Genomic DNA, 16712 nt, shown 5'->3' on the forward strand with positions numbered 1-16712 from the left:
TGATGGCCGCGCCCGCAGGCGCAGCGAGTTATCGTACGGTCAGCCGCAGCGCAGCGGCGGTGGCGAACGGACACAGGGTGGCGCTGGCGGTTAAGAACGCCGCCAGCATCGCCAGATAGCCGCCGACCGGGAGCCCGGCGGCCGCCGCCTGGCAGGCCGCGGTGGCGAAAATCAGCAACGGCACCGCCAGCGGCAGCACCAGCAGGCTCAGCAGGACGCCGCCGCGCTTCAGGCCGACCGTCAGGCCAACCCCCACCGCGCCGAGAAAACTGAGCGTCGGGGTGCCGAGCAGCAAGGTCAGCGCCAGCACACCGGCGTCATGCAGACTCATCCCCAGCAGCAGCGCCGCCAGCGGCGAGACGATCAGCAGCGGCAGGCCGCTCATCATCCAGTGGGCAACCACCTTCACCAGCACCACCGCCACCAGTGGCGTCGGCAGGAGCATCAGTTGCTCCAGGGAACCGTCCTGCCAGTCGTCGCGAAACAACCGATCCATCACCAGCAGCGCCGCCAGCAGCGCGGCGACCCACACCACGCCCGGCGCAATCTGCGCCAGCAGCTGCGGCGCGGCGCCTACGCCGAACGGAAACAGGGTGATGACGATCAGAAAGAACCAGAGCGGATTGAGGATCTCCGCCCCGCTGCGCCACGCCAGGCGCAGTTCCCGGGCCAACAGCGCACGCATCATTGCCCGCCTCCAGCGTCGCCGCCGAGGCGCAGGGTGCGCAACGGACAGCCCAGCGGCCGCAGCGGCTGGTGGGTGGTGAGGATGGCGCATCCCCCCTGCCGGGCGTGCTGCTCCAGGCGACGGGTCAGGGTTTCCATCGCCGTGGCGTCGAGGGCGGTGAACGGCTCATCGAGGATCCACAGCGGCGCGTCGGTTAACCACAGGCGGGTGAGCGCCACCCGACGCTGCTGCCCGGCGGAGAGCTGGCTCAAGGGGAGGTCTTCATAGCCCGCCAGGCCGACGGCGGCGAGGGCGCTTTCCCGCTGCTGAAGGCGGCTGGCCGGAAAAAAGAAACGCAGGTTTTCATCGGCGGTCAGCGCCGCGTTAACGCCGGGTTTATGGCCCAGCCACAGCAGCTGACGGTGAAATGACTCCCGGACCTTCGCCAGCGGCTGGCCCTGCCAGCTCACCACCCCGCTTTCCGGGCGCGCCAGGCCGCAGAGGATCCGCAGCAGCGAGGTTTTCCCCGCGCCGTTATCACCGGCGATCTGCAGCAGCTCGCCGGCAGCGAGGGACAGCGTCAGCGCCGCAAACAGCGGTCGATCGTCAACGATGCAGGTCAGTCGCTCTGCATGCAGCATGAAGGCAAACTCCTTGATTCAGCCAGTATTTTACGTCGTCGCTAAGTATGGGTTGCGCCGCGCGGGCGACGCAACCCTGACGGTTACTGTCCGGCCCCCGGCAGCTTCGAGATATCGGCGTTGCCTAACGCCTTCTCATCATGCGCCGCAGTCTCCTTACGCACCTTCGCCACATCGCTGGCGCTGACCGCCGGCGCGTTGTTGCCCCAGCTGGTGCGGATGAAATTGACCACATCCGCCACCTGCTGGTCGTCCAGGCGCCAGCCGAACGACGGCATGGTCAGGTTGGAGACCGCATCTTTCACCGCCGGCGTGGTGCTCCCGGTCAGAACGATGTGGATAAGCGAAGTGGCATCTTCCGTCTGTACCACCGGGTTGCCCTTCAGCGACGGGAAGGCGCGTTTATAGCCCGCGCCGTCGGTGCGGTGGCAGGCGGCGCAGTTATCGACGTACAGCGCGGCGCCGGTTTTACTGTCGTTACCCTTCCACAGATCTTTCGCCACGCTGTCTTCCACCGGGGCTGGGGTCTGTTTGCCGCCGCGCGGCGGGAGCGATTTCAGGTAGCGAGCGATGGCGGTGATGTCGTCATCAGAGAGATACTGCAGACTATGCTCCACCACATCGCTCATGCCGCCGAAGACCACCGATTTATCGTTGCGTCCGGTTTTGAGGAACTCGGCCAGCTCGGCTTCGCTCCAGGTCCCCAGACCGTCGCGGTTTTCGCCGCGCAGGCTGGAGGCAACCCAGCCGTCAATCGGCGCATTGCTGCCCGCCAGGTAATCATCGCCTTCGCTTTCGCTGAGCGCTTTTTCCTGCATCGTCAGGCTACGCGGGGTATGACAGGCGCCGCAGTGGCCCAGGCCTTCCACCAGATAGCGGCCGCGCTCCAGCACCGGGTCAACCTGCGGGTTGGCGACAAAGTCGCTCGGCGTCGGGGCGAAGATGCCGCGCCAGAACGCCAGCGGCCAGCGCATCGACAGCGGCCATGGGATGTCGGTGTCCTTGTTGGCGACATTCACCGGCTCCACGCCGTGCATAAAGTAGGCGTACATGGCGCGCATGTCCGCTTCGCTGATCCGCGCGAACGAGGGATACGGCATCGCCGGATAGAGCGTGGAACCGTCTTTCCGCACGCCCTTGCGCACCGCGTCGTCGAACTCTTCGAAGGTGTACCCGCCAATGCCGTGTTCTTTATCCGGCGTGATATTGGTGGAGTAGATGGTGCCGATCGGCGTCTCCATCGGCAAACCGCCGGCGAAAGGTTTCCCCGCTTTGCCGTTGGTGTGGCAGGCGACACAGTCCCCCGCCCGCGCCAGATACTCCCCCTGCTTAATCAGATTGCTGTCCGCAGGCGCCTCTTCGGCAAAAGCCGCGCAGCTCAATGCCCCAAGCACCAGGGCCGATAACCATTGCATTTTCATCATCTGCCTTCCTTTATGCCTGCACCAGGGGACCCGGATTTTTCAGATACTGCTCACGGATCGCCTTCGCTGACCAGTAGGCCAGCGCGGCCACCGTGCCGGTTGGGTTGTAGCCCAGCCCCTGCGGGAACGCGGAGGCGCCGATGACGAAGACGTTATGCACGTCCCAGCTTTGCAGATAACGGTTCACGGCGCTGGTTTTCGGATCTTCCCCCATCACCGCCCCACCGTTCATATGGGTGGTCTGGTAGGTGGTGGTATCAAAGTGGCTGTTGGCGTTTTTCGGGCTGCCGAGGATATATTTCGGCTTCATCGCTTTGGCGATCGGCGCCATCTTATCGAACATAAACTGCGCCATCTTGATGTCGTTTTCCTGCCAGTCGAAGGTCATGCGCAGCAGCGGCTGGCCGAAGACGTTTTTGTAGTTCGGATCAAGATCGAGGTAGTTCTGCCGATAGGACTGGTGCGCGCCGTGGGCATCCATCGACAGGTGATGGGTGTAGGTGTCGGCCACCGCCGCTTTCCACTTGCTGCCCCACGCCGGGGTGCCCGGCGGTACCGGGAAACCGGAGATGGGCTTGGTCCCGGCCTGGTTGACCCAGAACGGCGAACCGCCGACAAAGCCCGCCGCGCCGTGGTCGAAGTTGTCGGCGTTGAAGTCGTCGACGCCGACGCCGTTGCCGCCCGCGCCGATAAACGGATTGGTATAGGTGTCTTTGTCGAAAATGGCCTTGATGGTGGTCATGTTCTGGTAGGCGAAGTTACGCCCCACCACCCCTTCGCCGGTCTCCGGATTGTACGGTTTGCCGATCCCGGAGAGCAGCATCAGGTGCACGTTGTGGAACTGGAAGGCGCCGATAATCACCAGGTCCGCCGGCTGTTCCATTTCGCGCCCCTGGCCGTCGACGTAGGTCACGCCGGTGGCGCGGGATTTGTCGTCGGTCAGGTTGACCTTCAGCACGTTGGCGTTAGTCCGCAGCTCAAAGCGTTTTTCCTGGCGCAGCGCCGGCAGAATGTTCACGTTCGGCGAGGCTTTAGAGTACATGTAGCAGGCGTAGCCGCTGCAGAAACCGCAGAAGTTGCACGGGCCCATCTGCGCGCCGTAGGGGTTGGTATAGGAGTCGGAGGTGTTGGCCGACGGCAGGTTATAGGGGTGATACCCCACTTCCAGCGCCGCTTTTTCAAACAGCTGCGCCGACCAGGTGTTTTTCTGCGCCGGCAGCGGGAAGTCGTCCGAGCGGTCCGGGGCGAAGGCGTTGCCGCCGCGGCCTTTGCCGACGACCTTGCCTTTGATCGACCAGGCGGTCCCGGAGGTACCGAATACTTTTTCCGCTTTATCGAAGAACGGTTCCAGCTCGTCGTAGGTGACGCCGAAATCCTGGATGATCATATCCTGGGGGATGAAGTTTTTGCCGTAGCGTTCTTCATAGTGGCTGCGCATCCGCAGCTCAATGGGATCGACGCGGAAATGGACGCCGGACCAGTGCAGCCCGGCGCCGCCCACGCCGGTACCCGGCAGGAAGGCCGCCAGCTGGCGATAGGGCACCGCCTGTTGGCTGGTGTTATGCCGGATGGTGACGGTGCTTTTCGATAGATCCTGGAACAGCTTGCGGCGGATGTTGTAGGTCAGCTCATCAATCACCTGCGGATAGGCGCCGTCCGGCCAGGTGTCGCGCATCGGGCCGCGCTCCAGCGCGACGACGTTGAGGCCCGCTTCGGTCAGCTCTTTGGCCATGATCGCCCCAACCCAGCCGAAGCCGACGATCGCGACATCGGTTTTTTTCAATACGGTGGCCATGATTACGCCCTCTCCCCATTAATTGATACCGGCGGGAAGGGGTAGCGTTCGCCCCGTTCAACCCAGTCCATAAAGTCGGCGCGCGCGCCGGGAAAATTAATCAGCGTCCAGCCGACCATGCCTTTATTGCCGCCATGGATCGGGTCGCTGAAGAACCCTTCGCGGGTGTTTTGCAGCAGATAGGTGAAGAACAGCGAGGCCGGCAGCTGTTTGAACTCGGCTTTACCCGATTCCCACAGGCCGAGCGCCTCGTCCTGCTGCTCGCTGCTCAGTTCAGCGAAGGTTTTATGATATTTGTCCTGACACCACGCCTCGGCGTCGGCGATCCCGAGGTTATAGATCTGTTTGGGCACCAACGGCAGCTGATAACCCATCTCTTTCGGCACGTCGGGATTGAAGGGCCCCTGCATATACCAGATGGAGCCGGTGGCGTAAGGGGTATTGAGCTGGCGGTCGATAAACTCCGGGACGCCGGCCTCTTTGGCACCGGGACCGAGTTCATCCGCCGGGATTAAGCGAGCGACGGCGGCGTTGATAAACGCCCACTCACGATCGTTGAAGAACTGCGGCTTCCAGTCGCTGGCCGCCGCGGTGTTCCCGGAGGCTGGCTCTGAAGCGGGGGCCGCCTGCGCGGTCGCGCTGGTGGCCACGCCAATAGCCCCTGCTCCCGCGCCGCCGATCACCACCGTCGGGATCAGCGCCATCGATTTCACCAGGAAATCACGCCTGGAATTGTTGGTTTTCTCGCTCGACATCATCACATTCCTGTCATTGAAAATTACTGTTTTTGTCGCTGACAAAACCAGTGAATGTCGTGCTGGAACCGATACCATTGCGCTTTTAAACCGCTTAGCGTCTGGCCCGGCCCGGCAAGTCGGATAAAACATCGCCAGAGGCGATATCATTTATAGGGTTATCGTTTGGATAGTAGACGATTCTCAACGAAACGCGGGAAATCGGAGAGAAATTCACCGGTCTGTCATCGTGAGAAGAGTGCTGCCATAACCTTGAGGCGGTAAACCAGCGGCATTCACACCGCGCTGAGCTTACCCATGCGCCAAAAAAGAGTGACTTGTATCACAAATGTTATTTTTTGTTTATGGTACATGGCAGATTAAACGTCTGTAAATACTCGTATTAGGAATAATTAAACATTTTGAGCTGTTAAAAAAGTTAATAACCGTTGTTAACTATCTTGTATCTATTGTCCGGCTAGCGCCTTCAGCTGGTGATGTACCATCCACAGGAGAAGAGAAGATATGTTCGATCATGTGAAATTCGGCGTTAGCGACTATGCCGCCAGCAAAGCGTTCTTTTTGCAGGCCCTGGCCCCGCTTGGCGTAACGCTGGTCGGCGAAGGCGAACCGAGCTACGGCGCAGAGCTGGCCGGCAGCGGCGATGCTTCTCTATGCCTCTATCAAAGTGCGGAAAAACCGGCGCCGCTGCACATTGCCTTTCGCGCCGACAGCCGCGAGCAGGTCGATGCCTTCTGGCAGGCGGCGCTGGCCGCCGGAGGAAAGGACAACGGTGCGCCGGGGCTACGGCCAAACTACCACGCCAGTTACTACGCCGCGTTTGTGATTGCGCCAGACGGGCACAATATTGAAGCCGTGTGCCATCTGGCGGGGTAACGGGCGGCTACCGCTGCGGAAAAATCCACACATCCTCCGCCGGGAGCGTCAGATGGCAGTGTTCGGCATCGCGCAGCGCCGTTCCGTAGGCGCGCAGCGGAAAGTCGTCGCCTTCGGTACGGAACAGGTACTCCCAGCGGTCGCCGAGGTACATGCTGGTCAGCAGCGGTAGCTGGAGGCTATTATCCTGCGCGGCGCCGTCAAGTCGCAGGCGCTCGACGCGGATCACCGCCGTCGCCGGCTCGCCAACGCTAACCCCCTCGCCCGCTCGCCCCCACAGGCTCCAGCTGGCGCCTTCGATCCGCGCCCTGCCGTTCTCCAGCGCCATCACTTTGCCGTGCAGGCGGTTATTGCTGCCCATAAACTCAGCGGCGAACAGCGTCGCCGGGCTGCCGTACATCTCCTGCGGCGTCCCCTGCTGCTCAATGACGCCATTGTTCAGCAGCAGAATACGATCGGAGATGGCCATTGCTTCATTCTGATCGTGGGTGACCATCAGCGCCGACAGGCCCAGCTTAATGATCAGTTCGCGCAGAAACACCCGCGCCTCTTCGCGCAGCTTGGCGTCAAGGTTGGAGAGCGGTTCATCCAGCAGGATCACCGGCGGGTTGTAAACCAGCGCCCGGCCGATGGCCACCCGCTGCTGCTGGCCACCGGAGAGCTGGTGCGGATGGCGGTTGCCAAGGTGCCCCAGCCCCAGCTGATCCAGCACACGCTGCACCCGCTCTTTTATCTCCCCGGCGGCCACTTTACGCAGCTTCAACGGATAGGCCACATTGTCGAACACCGTTTTGTGCGGCCACAGGGCATAGGACTGGAACACCAGGCCGAGGTTACGCTCTTCGGCCGGGATCTCGCTGCGCGGCGTGCCGTCGTACACCGTGCGGTTGCCGATGGCGATCCGTCCGCTCGTCGGTTTTTCCAGCCCGGCCACCGCCCGCAGCAGCGTGGTTTTCCCGCTTCCCGAAGGCCCCAGCAGCGATACTACCTCCCCCCGGCCGAGCGTCATGGACACCCCCTTCAACACCGGGTTGTCGCCATAGGTGAGATGCAGATTTTCTACCGATAACTCAATCATGTAATTTCACTCCAAAGCGCAGGGCGATACCCAGGCCAATCACCACCAGCAGAATATTGATAAAGGAGAGCGCCGCAACGATATCGATGGCCCCCGCCGCCCACAGCGACACCAGCATCGAGCCGATGGTTTCGGTACCCGGCGACAGCAGATAGACGCCGGTGGAATACTCACGCTCAAAGATCAGGAACATCAGCAGCCAGGAGCCAATCAGCCCATAGCGCGACAGCGGGACGGTCACGTGGCGGGTGATCTGCCCCCGGGAAGCGCCGGTGCTGCGCGCCGCCTCCTCCAGCTCCGGGCCCACCTGCAGCAGCGTCGAAGAGATGAGCCGCAGGCCGTAAGCCATCCATACCACGGTGTAGGCTAGCCAGACGCTGAAGATAGTGTTGCGCAGGGCACGCAGTTGCACGATAAGGTGTTCGCGCAGCCAGTCGGCCACCGGCAGCGCCGAGAGCCAGCCGTGCTTCAGCGACTGATCGAGCCACATCGGCACAAACAGGAACACCCACAGGAAGGCCAGACCGGCCAGCAGCCCCGGTACCGCACGCGGGACCAGCACGCTGTAGTCGAGAAAGCGGGTGACGTTGTCCGCTTTGCGGTGCATGGCGATGCCGACAAACAGATAGCAGATCACCGCCAGCGCGCCGCCGACGATGCCGATAGCCATCGAGTTGACGATCGCCCGCAGCAGGTTGGGCTGCTGCCAGATATTGTGGAACGTCGCCAGCGACAGCTCATCCCACAGCGACACCCCGACGCCCCAGTTGGAGATAAAGGCGCGCAGCGCCACGCCGAGCAGCGGCACGCCGATGGTCACCGTCAGCCAGGCCACCACCACCGCCCCGGCCACCCAGCGCCATTTGCCCAGCGGCAGCGCCCGCGCCTGGGACGCCTTGCCCTTCATGGTGACAAAGCGGTTGGCGGTGCGCATCAGCCGCCGCTGGAGCATCACCAGCGGGATGGTGATGCAGATCAGCACCACCGCCACCGCCGCCATCAGATGGTAGGAGGGGGTGCCGAGCTTGTTAGTCAGCTTGTAGAGATAGGTCGCCAGCACCATGTTGCCCTCGGGGTCGCCCAGCACCAGCATCAGACCGAAGACTTCCAGACCGAGGAAAAAGAGCAACACGCAGGCGTAAAGAATGGATGGCCGCACCATCGGCAGACTCACCGAGGTCATCACCTGCAGCGGCGTGGCGCCGACGGTGCGCGCCGCCTCTTCCACGTCGGAGCCGACGCTGCGCAGCGCCGAAGAGATATAGAGATAGGCATGCGGAACGTGAGTTAAGCCGGCGATGACCACAATGCTGAACATCGAGTAGATATTCCACGGCACAAAGCCGATCAGCTGCTGCGCCCACTGGGAAAAGAAGCCTACCGGCCCGGCGGCCACCACGTAGCCAAAGCCCAGCACCATCGGCGAGACGAAGATCGGCACCAGGATCAGCGGCTCAATGATCCGCCGGCCGGGTAAATCGGTGCGCACCATCAGAAACGCCAAAATACCGCCCAGCGGAATGGCGATAATCACCAGGCCAAAGGCCAGAATAAAACCTGACCTTAATGCCAGATAAAAATCCGGGTCGGTAAAAATAAAGGCGAAGGCTTCCAGACTCCACGATTTGGAGCGGGAAAAGAACGGTGCCGAAAGAAAACTCTGCACCACAATAAATAACAGTGGGACATAAATCACCAGCGCCGTGATGCACACCACCACGCCGCGCGGCAGCCCCTGCCACTTTCTGCGTAATACGTTCATGGTTCATCCCTTCGGTCAGGTGAATAAACCCGCCGGGTGTGAATAGGGGCATCGGCGATGCCCCAGGGGAGGATTATTTCGCGGCGGCGCTGCGCCATTGTTTAATAAACTGCAGACGTTTTTGCGGCTGTAAATAATCGAGCAGCGTTTCGTTGACCGGGATCGGTTTTAACGCTTTGCCCAGCAGCGCGGTCATGCCGTCGATATCATTTTTACCTGCAATATCGCGACGAATAGAGGGAATATCCGCCTGGCTGGCGAGGATCTGCTGGCCTTTTTCCGACAGGACATAATCCAGCCACAATTTCGCCGCATTGGGATGTTCGCTCTCCTGGCTAATAAACGAGACGCGGGAGAGCACCAGCACGTAATCTTTCGGATAGGCAATACCTAAAGAGGGATCGTTTTTCGCCCGCGCTTCGGCATAAGAGCCAAGAATGTTATAGCCGATCAGGTTTTCGCCGGAGGAGACGCGCTCCATCATTGTGCCGGTGGAAGACTGCACCGTCAGGCCGCCTTTGGCGATATTCGCCAGGTCGGCAAAATAGTTCGCGTCGGCCTGGCTGTCCTGTACCGCCAGCATAAAGCCGAGGCCCGATTTTTCGATATCGTAGGTGGTGACTTTGCCTTTAAATTTATCGGCCTGGCTGGCGATAAGTTTTGCCAGCGCGGTATGCGAATCCGGTACCTCATTCTGCGGGATCAGCCGTTTGTTATAGATAAACACCACCGGCTCATAGGTAGTGCCATAGGCTTTTTGCTGCCAGACCGCCCAGTCGGGTAATTGCTTCACCTCCGGCGAGGCATATTGTTCGGCGTATTCGGTGGCTAATTTCAGCGCGGTATCCATCGATGAGCTCCACACCACATCCCCGCTGCCGCCCCCGGCGGCCTGTTCGCTGATATAGCGGTTATACAGCTCGGTACTGTTCATGTCGTTATATTCGACTTTGACGCCCGGGTATTGCGCTTCAAATCCCTTAATTAACGGCCCGGCCGCTTTGGTGTCGGTCGTGGAATAGATCACCACCTTGCCCTCTTTTACGGCGGCATCAATCGTTTTTTGATAATCCGCGGGATAGCCCGCAGGCACCTCCGCCCAGGCGGCACAGGCGAAAACGGCCGTCAGTGAAACCACTAAACCACTTATTTTCTTATACATGATACCAACCTTTAATCATCAATTAATAAACACAAATTTAACATATAGTGGTATCAGCTCCCCTTGCAACGACGGGCATGGCTTTTTTCTGGCTTTTGTGACACTGGCAGAATTTAAAAATGTGGTGTTTATGGCGTTAATTAAAACGCGATCCCGGCCCGGTTTTTTATCGTCTGTCGTATGCGCAGGCGCTGGCGCAGCGGCATGTCGCCGGGAGACGCCGCCCTTGACCTTCTGCGCCGGGCGGCGCAGCATAAAACGGCAAACATAACAAAATAACAACAGACTACAGGAGAGAATCAGTGCCTACAGGACACCGCTTTCTGGCGACGGATCTGCATCAGTTTGTCGTCTCACTGTTTACCCATCTCGGCAGTACCCCAGGGGAAGCCACCCTCGTCGCGGACCATCTGATCGCCGCCAATCTTGCCGGGCATGACTCCCACGGCGTCGGGATGATCCCCAGCTACGTCAAATCCCACGCCGGTGGTTTTCTGCAGCTCAACCGCCACGCCACGGTGACCAAAGACGCTGGCGCCGTGGTCACCCTCGACGGCAACGCCGGCTTCGGCCAGGTGGTCGCCCACGAAGCGATGCAGTTAGGCATTGAAAAGGCGAAGCAGCACGGTATGGCGGCTATCGCCCTGCGCAATGCGCATCACGTCGGACGCATCGGCTACTGGGCCGAACAGTGCGCCGCCGCCGGGCTGATCTCCATTCACTTCGTCAGCGTCATCGGCGACCCGATGGTCGCCCCGTTCCGCGGGAAGGACAGCCGCTTCGGCACCAACCCGCTGTGCGTGGTGTTTCCCCGCGCGGGCCATCCGCCGCTGCTGCTGGACTACGCCACCAGCGCCATCGCCTTTGGTAAAACCCGCGTCGCCTGGCATAAAGGCGAAGCCGTGGCCCCCGGCTGCCTGATTGACGCCGAGGGTCGACCCACTACCGACCCGGCGGTGATGCAGACCTCGCCGCTGGGCGCCCTGCTCACCTTCGCCCAGCACAAAGGCTATGCCCTGGCGACGCTGTGCGAAGTGCTCGGCGGCGCGCTCTCCGGCGGGCAAACCACCCATCAGGAGAGCCTGCAGACCAGCGTCGACGCCATCTTTAACTGCATGACCACGGTGATCCTGCGCCCGGACGCGTTCGATGCCCCGGACAGCCAGGCGCAGACGGAGGCCTTTATCGCATGGTGTAAGCAGTCGCCGCACGATGCCGATGCCCCGGTGCTGGCGCCCGGCGAATGGGAGGCCGCCAACCGCGAAGCGCGGCTGGCGCAGGGGATCCCGCTGGATGCCGGCAGCTGGCAGGCTATCTGCGCCGCCGCGCGCGACGTCGGCCTGAGCGAATCGCACTTCGACCGCTGCCGCCCTCTCGCCTAGCCGCGTTTTACTCCCGCAGAGCGTCTGACGTCGGCGCTCTGCGTCATCGTCATTAGTGACGAGGTCATGCTCCCGTCATCAATCTCTTTTCATTTTTCAATACAGATCAAGAGCTTAAATTCTGGCACAAGACCTGCATAGCGCAACAGGCCTGCGTCTGCATCACCACCAGGCGATACCGCGATCGTTGCCCGTCGGGCCCGGCGCGACAGCGATCCTCTGTTCACTGTTAACAGGTCTGTTACTGATGAAAAAAATCACGAGCGTGTGCCCCTACTGCGGGGCGGGTTGCAAACTTAAACTGGTTGTCGACAACAATAAAATCATTCGCGCGGAAGCCGCCGACGGCGTCACCAACCAGAACCAGCTGTGTCTGAAAGGCTACTACGGCTGGGATTTTCTTAACGATACGCAGCTCCTGACGCCCCGTCTCAAACAACCGATGATCCGCTACCAGAAAGGCGGCGCCTTCACGCCGGTCAGCTGGCAGGAGGCGATTCGCTATACCGCCAGCAAGCTCAGGGAGATCAAAGAGAAGCATGGCCCGCGCGCCATCATGACCACCGGCTCCTCGCGCGGCACCGGCAACGAAACCAACTATGTGATGCAAAAGTTCGCCCGCGCGGTGCTCAACACCAATAACGTCGACTGCTGCGCCCGCGTCTGCCACGGCCCCTCCGTCGCCGGGCTACAGCAGGCGCTGGGCAACGGGGCGATGAGCAACTCGATTAGCGACATCGAAAACTCGAAGTGCCTGCTGGTCTTTGGCTACAACTGCGCCGACTCCCATCCCATCGTCGCCCGCCGGGTAATCAAGGCCCGGGACAACGGCGCCAAAATCATCGTCTGCGATCCGCGGCGCATTGAAACCGCGCGCATTGCCGACCGTCATCTGCAGCTCAACAACGGCAGCAACATGGCGCTGGTGAATGCCTTCGGCTATGTACTGCTGGAGGAGGAGCTGTACAACAAAGCCTATGTCGAACGCTATACCGAAGGGCTGGATGCTTACCGCGAAGCGGTGAAGGATTACGCCCCGGAAGCGGTGGAAGGGATTGTCGGGGTCAGCGCGCGGGAAATCCGGGAGGCGATGCGCATCTTCGCCGCCGCCCCTTCCGCCACTATTATGTGGGGCATGGGCGTCACCCAGTTTGGCCAGGCGGTGGACGTGGTGCGCGGTCTGGCAAGCCTGGCGCTGCTCACCGGCAACCTGGGGCGGGCGAACGTCGGCGTGGGGCCGGTCCGCGGGCAAAACAACGTACAGGGCGCCTGCGATATGGGCGTGCTGCCGAACCTGTTCCCCGGCTATCAGGAGGTCACCGACCCGGACGTGCGGGCGAAATTCGCCGCCGCCTGGGGCATCGACCCGGCGCTGATGGACGACCAGGTCGGCACCCGCATCACCGAGGTGCCGCATAAAGCGCTGACCGGCGAGATCAAAGCCTATTACATCATGGGCGAAGATCCGCTGCAGACCGAAGCCGACCTCGGCCTGGTGCGCAAAGGCATCGAGGCGCTGGACTTCGTGGTCGTGCAGGACATCTTCATGACCAAAACAGCGGAAATGGCCGATGTCCTGCTGCCGGCCACCTCCTGGGGCGAGCACGGCGGCGTCTTCACCTGCGCCGACCGCGGGTTCCAGCGGTTTGAACAGGCGATCCCTCCGGCGGGGAATGTGAAGCGCGACTGGGAGATCATTAGCCTGCTGGCCAGCGAAATGGGCTATCCGATGCACTATGAGAACAACCAGCAGATCTGGGACGAGATGCGCGAACTCTGCCCGCTGTTTTACGGCGTGACCTGGGAGAAAATGGGCGATATGGGCCATGTCCAGTGGCCGTGCCCAACCCTCGATCATCCCGGCACGCCGTGGCTGTATAAAGACAACCGCTTCGACACCCCCTCGGGTAAAGGGCAACTGTTCGCCACCGCCTGGCGCGCGCCGGCGGAGCGCCCGGATGACGAGTGGCCGCTGGTGCTGTGCACCGTGCGGGAAGTCGGACATTATTCCTGCCGCTCGATGACCGGCAACTGCGCCGCGCTGCAGTCGCTGGCCGACGAGCCGGGACGGGTGCAGATGAATCCCGCGGATGCGCAACGACTGGGGATCGCCGACAAACAGCTGGTGTGGGTCAGCTCCCGGCGCGGGAAGGTGATTTCCCGCGCCGACCTCAGCGATCGCATCAATCCGGGGGCGGTCTATATGACCTATCAGTGGTGGGTGGGCGCCTGCAATGAGCTGACCCAGGATAACCTCGATCCGATCTCCAAAACGCCGGAAACCAAATACTGTGCGGTGAAAGTGGAAGCGATTGCCGACCAGCAATGGGCGGAGCGCTATGCCTGGACGGCCTACAGCGACATGAAAGCGCGACTGAAAGCCGCTGCCGACGTCTGACCTCAGGGAGCGCAGCGCGCTCCCTCTGCCGCTGCCGGTGGGTTACGCCGCCGGCAGCTGTTTCTCCACCAGCCCCACCCACATGGCGACGCCGGGGCCGATCAGCGCATCGTTAAAGTCATAGCTGGCGTTATGCAGCGGCTTCGACGGGGTTTCGCCGTCGGTGCCTATCCAGAAATAGGCCCCCGGACAGGCCTCCAGCATGCAGGCAAAATCTCGGAGGCCATCGACGGCGCCTGATTCCAGCGCACCGCTTGCGCGCCGAGAGTGGCGGCAGCCACCTCGCGCACCTGCTGCGCCTGCAGCGCATGGTTTTTGGTCACCGGATAACCCGGGAACCAGCTAATCTCGCCCTGCACATCGGACACCTGCGGCTGGGTCGCCACATAGCTTTCGATAAGCTCCCGCACGCGGGCGCGAACGCGATTGCTCAGGCAGCGGAAGGTACCGCGCAGCACCACGGTGTCCGGCAGGACGTTGATCGCCTCGCCGCCGTTTATCTGGGTGATGCTGACCACCGCGGAATCCTGCGGCGACAAGCGGCGGGAAGGAATGGTCTGCAGCGCCATTATCAGCTGCGCCGCCGCGACGATCGGATCGGCCCCGCTCTCCGGCATCGCCGCATGACAGCTCTTTCCGCGCAGGGTTATCTCGAAGGCGTCCAGCGAGGCCATCATCGCGCCATCGCTGAGCGCCACTTCGCCAAGAGGGATCCCCGGCCAGTTATGCAGCGCGTAGATGGCGTCCATCGGGAAGCGCTCAAACAACCCCTCCTCCACCATTTTGCGCGCGCCGCCGAGGTTCTCTTCCGCCGGCTGAAAGACAAAGTGGACGGTGCCGCTGAAATGGCGGGTCTGCGCCAGATGGGCGGCGGCCGCCAGCAGCATCGCGGTATGGCCATCGTGGCCGCAGGCGTGCATCACCCCGGGACGGCGTGAACGGTAGCTGACGCTCCCCAGCTCGGTGATCGGCAGGGCGTCCATATCGGCGCGCAGGCCGATAACCGGCCCGGGGCCGTTCTCCAGCGTCGCCACGACGCCGGTGCCGGCCAGCCCGCGATGCACCTGCAGCCCAAACGAGGCCAGCAGCTCCGCAACGCGGCGCGAGGTCTCCTGCTCCTGATATCCGAGCTCAGGCGCGGCGTGAAATTCACGTCGCCAGCCAACGGCTTCGGCGATCAGTGACGGCGATACGGCCATGTATTACTCCTTTCCTGCATAGCGTAATGCTGAATAATCGGTCATGCGTCGCGTTTTTCCCCGTCGCTCACCGGCGTCGGGGCGCTGCCGCTCCCTCCGTTATATCCTGTCGTTACCACGCTGACAACGTCACGAAATGCGGCGGCGGCGCGGCGTACAGCCCACCTGCCGCCCTGCGGCCCTTTTTTGGTAGTGATTTCAACGGTGACAACGGCCAGTCGATTAATTATTATGCAACTCAGGACGGCAATTTGCCGAAGGATCCACTACTGACCTCTCCGTCATCGGAAATAAAATGTTTAACCCAGACCAGAATCGTCTTGCCCCCACGCTGGCGATGATCATGGCCGCGTCGCTTGTGGGATTTATCACCGGCTATACGGTGCCGTTAATCAGTCTTGAGCTGGCGCAGCAGCAGATCGCGCCGCTGTACGTCGGCCTGCTGGCCGCCCTGCCGCCCGCCGGCATGATGATCTCCTCTTTCCTCTCTCCTGCGCTGTGCCGGCGCGTTGAAATGGGCGTGCTGCTGAGCGGCAGTCTGATCCTGCTGGCGCTGGCGACCATCGCCTCATGCATGACTACCGATATGACGCTGCTTTTGCTGCCGCGCCTGCTGACCGGCCTGGCCTCCGGGGTCATTATCGTACTCGGCGAAAGCTGGATCACCGGCGGCGCGGCGGGCAGCCAGCGCGCTACCCTCACCGGTCTCTACGCCTCGGCCTTTACCGGCTGCCAGCTGGCCGGGCCGCTGCTGATCTCCGTCGGCCCAGCCTGGCAGACCTCAGCGCTGATAGCGATTGTCGCGGTCACCGCCGTCTGCCTGCTGATGCTGCGCCATCTGCCCACCGGCACTCGTGAAAGCCTCGGGGAGCGCGCCAGCTGGCGCAGCCTCGGCGCCTTTCTGCCGGTACTGGCCTCCGGGGTCTTCTGCTTCGCCTTCTTTGACGCCAGCATCCTCGCCCTGCTGCCGCTGTACGGCATGGACAAAGGGCTGAATGAAGGGCTGGCGGTGCTGCTGGTCACCGTGGTGCTTACCGGAGATGCGATGTTCCAGACCCCGCTCGGCTGGCTGGCCGACCGGGTCGGGATTCGCCGCGTGCATCTGAGCTGCGCGGTGGTTTTCAGCCTGTCGCTGCTGGCCCTGCCGCTGATGCTCGGCTCGCGCATTCAGCTGATGGCCATTTGTCTGCTGCTGGGCGCCGCGGCGGGCGCACTTTATACCCTGTCGCTGGTGCGGGCGGGGAAAACCTTCAATGGGCAGAAGCTGATTATGATTAACGCCCTGTTCGGCTTTTTCTGGTCCGCCGGCAGCGTTGCCGGGCCGGTAGTCAGCGGCATGCTGATCGGCATCACTGGTTACGATGGCCTGATCGTCACCCTGGTGGCCAGCGGCGTACTGTTCCTGTTGATTCAGTGTCTGTGCAAAAACGAGAAAACCCTGCTTGCCAGTGAGCAGGAAGATGACATGGACGAGGCGACGGAGTCCGCACGGTAGTCCTCACGGGCTGGCCTGGCGCCAGCCCTTTTTTATGGCCCTCACCGGAGGGTATCCTGTTCTTGCTGGCTCACTGCT

15 protein-coding genes and 1 other annotated feature are annotated in these 16712 nt (G+C 61.9%); of the genes, 4 read left to right on the forward strand and 11 right to left on the reverse strand.

What is annotated here, in order from left to right:
• Window positions 1-28 precede the first annotated feature (28 nt).
• From KPHS_30590 to KPHS_30630, 5 genes are all read right to left on the reverse strand, one after another.
• Window positions 29-688: a heme exporter permease component gene (locus KPHS_30590; RefSeq protein YP_005227359.1), complete on the reverse strand. Its 660-nt coding sequence runs from the start codon at window positions 686-688 to the stop codon at window positions 29-31.
• Window positions 685-1308, reverse strand: a complete 624-nt coding sequence (locus KPHS_30600) for a cytochrome c biogenesis protein CcmA (RefSeq protein YP_005227360.1) — start codon at window positions 1306-1308, stop codon at window positions 685-687. Before KPHS_30600 ends, KPHS_30590 begins: the two co-directional genes overlap by 4 nt.
• Before the next feature lie 83 nt (window positions 1309-1391).
• The gene (locus tag KPHS_30610; RefSeq protein YP_005227361.1) at window positions 1392-2732 is read right to left on the reverse strand and encodes a gluconate dehydrogenase cytochrome c subunit; all 1341 of its coding nucleotides are present in this window, start codon (window positions 2730-2732) and stop codon (window positions 1392-1394) included.
• A 10-nt stretch (window positions 2733-2742) separates the two neighbouring features.
• A complete protein-coding gene (locus KPHS_30620) occupies window positions 2743-4527 on the reverse strand; it encodes a gluconate 2-dehydrogenase (protein ID YP_005227362.1) in 1785 nt (594 codons plus the stop codon).
• 2 nt (window positions 4528-4529) lie between these two features.
• Window positions 4530-5285, reverse strand: a complete 756-nt coding sequence (locus KPHS_30630; protein ID YP_005227363.1) for a gluconate 2-dehydrogenase — start codon at window positions 5283-5285, stop codon at window positions 4530-4532.
• Window positions 5286-5786: 501 nt separating this feature from the next.
• Here KPHS_30630 and KPHS_30640 point away from each other — a divergent pair.
• The gene (locus KPHS_30640) at window positions 5787-6158 is read left to right on the forward strand and encodes a glyoxalase (protein YP_005227364.1); all 372 of its coding nucleotides are present in this window, start codon (window positions 5787-5789) and stop codon (window positions 6156-6158) included.
• Between the two features lie 7 nt (window positions 6159-6165).
• Here the strand turns inward: KPHS_30640 and KPHS_30650 are convergent, their stop codons facing one another.
• The 4 genes from KPHS_30650 to KPHS_30680 all read right to left on the reverse strand — a co-directional run bounded on the left by KPHS_30650 (window position 6166) and on the right by KPHS_30680 (window position 10415).
• Window positions 6166-7236, reverse strand: a complete 1071-nt coding sequence (locus tag KPHS_30650; RefSeq protein YP_005227365.1) for a putative ABC transport system ATP-binding component — start codon at window positions 7234-7236, stop codon at window positions 6166-6168.
• The gene (locus KPHS_30660; protein YP_005227366.1) at window positions 7229-8998 is read right to left on the reverse strand and encodes an ABC transporter permease; all 1770 of its coding nucleotides are present in this window, start codon (window positions 8996-8998) and stop codon (window positions 7229-7231) included. The genes KPHS_30650 and KPHS_30660 overlap by 8 nt, the downstream gene beginning before the upstream one ends.
• 73 nt (window positions 8999-9071) lie before the next feature.
• Window positions 9072-10160, reverse strand: a complete 1089-nt coding sequence (locus KPHS_30670) for a putative ABC transporter periplasmic binding protein (RefSeq protein YP_005227367.1) — start codon at window positions 10158-10160, stop codon at window positions 9072-9074.
• 18 nt (window positions 10161-10178) lie between these two features.
• The gene (locus KPHS_30680) at window positions 10179-10415 is read right to left on the reverse strand and encodes a hypothetical protein (RefSeq protein YP_005227368.1); all 237 of its coding nucleotides are present in this window, start codon (window positions 10413-10415) and stop codon (window positions 10179-10181) included.
• 47 nt (window positions 10416-10462) lie between these two features.
• Here KPHS_30680 and KPHS_30690 point away from each other — a divergent pair, with 47 nt between their 5' ends.
• Both KPHS_30690 and KPHS_30700 read left to right on the forward strand, forming a co-directional pair.
• Window positions 10463-11542 carry a malate/lactate/ureidoglycolate dehydrogenase gene (locus tag KPHS_30690; protein YP_005227369.1) on the forward strand — a complete coding sequence of 360 codons (1080 nt, stop codon included), beginning with the start codon at window positions 10463-10465 and terminating at the stop codon, window positions 11540-11542.
• A gap of 187 nt (window positions 11543-11729) precedes the next feature.
• Complete coding sequence (locus tag KPHS_30700) at window positions 11730-13940, forward strand: formate dehydrogenase H, selenopolypeptide subunit (protein YP_005227370.1); 2211 nt, start codon at window positions 11730-11732, stop codon at window positions 13938-13940.
• 42 nt (window positions 13941-13982) lie between these two features.
• On the opposite strand, the gene KPHS_30710 is transcribed toward KPHS_30700, so the two are convergent.
• Both KPHS_30710 and KPHS_30720 read right to left on the reverse strand, forming a co-directional pair.
• A complete protein-coding gene (locus tag KPHS_30710) occupies window positions 13983-14144 on the reverse strand; it encodes a putative metal-dependent amidase/aminoacylase/carboxypeptidase (protein ID YP_005227371.1) in 162 nt (53 codons plus the stop codon).
• Window positions 13983-15139: a sequence feature (potential frameshift: common BLAST hit: gi|152970640|ref|YP_001335749.1| putative metal-dependent amidase/aminoacylase/carboxypeptidase), on the reverse strand. (Overlaps the previous gene by 162 nt.)
• The gene (locus tag KPHS_30720) at window positions 14108-15139 is read right to left on the reverse strand and encodes a putative metal-dependent amidase/aminoacylase/carboxypeptidase (protein YP_005227372.1); all 1032 of its coding nucleotides are present in this window, start codon (window positions 15137-15139) and stop codon (window positions 14108-14110) included. It overlaps the preceding feature by 1032 nt. Before KPHS_30720 ends, KPHS_30710 begins: the two co-directional genes overlap by 37 nt.
• A 295-nt stretch (window positions 15140-15434) precedes the next feature.
• On the opposite strand from KPHS_30720, the gene KPHS_30730 reads away from it, so the two are divergent.
• Window positions 15435-16634 (forward strand): putative transporter protein, encoded by a 1200-nt coding sequence (locus KPHS_30730; protein ID YP_005227373.1) that lies wholly within the window; start codon window positions 15435-15437, stop codon window positions 16632-16634.
• Window positions 16635-16712: the final 78 nt, after the last annotated feature.

It is taken from the genome of Klebsiella pneumoniae subsp. pneumoniae HS11286, from assembly GCF_000240185.1.
Lineage (GTDB): Bacteria > Pseudomonadota > Gammaproteobacteria > Enterobacterales > Enterobacteriaceae > Klebsiella > Klebsiella pneumoniae.

Excerpts from the sequence above, each read along its gene's own strand:
- KPHS_30590 (YP_005227359.1), bottom strand. The coding sequence starts at position 688 with ATGATGCGTGCGCTGTTGGCCCGGGAACTGCGCCTGGCGTGGCGCAGC.
- KPHS_30600 (YP_005227360.1), bottom strand. The coding sequence starts at position 1,308 with ATGCTGCATGCAGAGCGACTGACCTGCATCGTTGACGATCGACCGCTG.
- KPHS_30610 (YP_005227361.1), bottom strand. The coding sequence starts at position 2,732 with ATGATGAAAATGCAATGGTTATCGGCCCTGGTGCTTGGGGCATTGAGC.
- KPHS_30620 (YP_005227362.1), bottom strand. The coding sequence starts at position 4,527 with ATGGCCACCGTATTGAAAAAAACCGATGTCGCGATCGTCGGCTTCGGC.
- KPHS_30630 (YP_005227363.1), bottom strand. The coding sequence starts at position 5,285 with ATGATGTCGAGCGAGAAAACCAACAATTCCAGGCGTGATTTCCTGGTG.
- KPHS_30640 (YP_005227364.1), top strand. The coding sequence starts at position 5,787 with ATGTTCGATCATGTGAAATTCGGCGTTAGCGACTATGCCGCCAGCAAA.
- KPHS_30650 (YP_005227365.1), bottom strand. The coding sequence starts at position 7,236 with ATGATTGAGTTATCGGTAGAAAATCTGCATCTCACCTATGGCGACAAC.
- KPHS_30660 (YP_005227366.1), bottom strand. The coding sequence starts at position 8,998 with ATGAACGTATTACGCAGAAAGTGGCAGGGGCTGCCGCGCGGCGTGGTG.
- KPHS_30670 (YP_005227367.1), bottom strand. The coding sequence starts at position 10,160 with ATGTATAAGAAAATAAGTGGTTTAGTGGTTTCACTGACGGCCGTTTTC.
- KPHS_30680 (YP_005227368.1), bottom strand. The coding sequence starts at position 10,415 with ATGCTGCGCCGCCCGGCGCAGAAGGTCAAGGGCGGCGTCTCCCGGCGA.
- KPHS_30710 (YP_005227371.1), bottom strand. The coding sequence starts at position 14,144 with ATGCTGGAGGCCTGTCCGGGGGCCTATTTCTGGATAGGCACCGACGGC.
- KPHS_30720 (YP_005227372.1), bottom strand. The coding sequence starts at position 15,139 with ATGGCCGTATCGCCGTCACTGATCGCCGAAGCCGTTGGCTGGCGACGT.
- KPHS_30730 (YP_005227373.1), top strand. The coding sequence starts at position 15,435 with ATGTTTAACCCAGACCAGAATCGTCTTGCCCCCACGCTGGCGATGATC.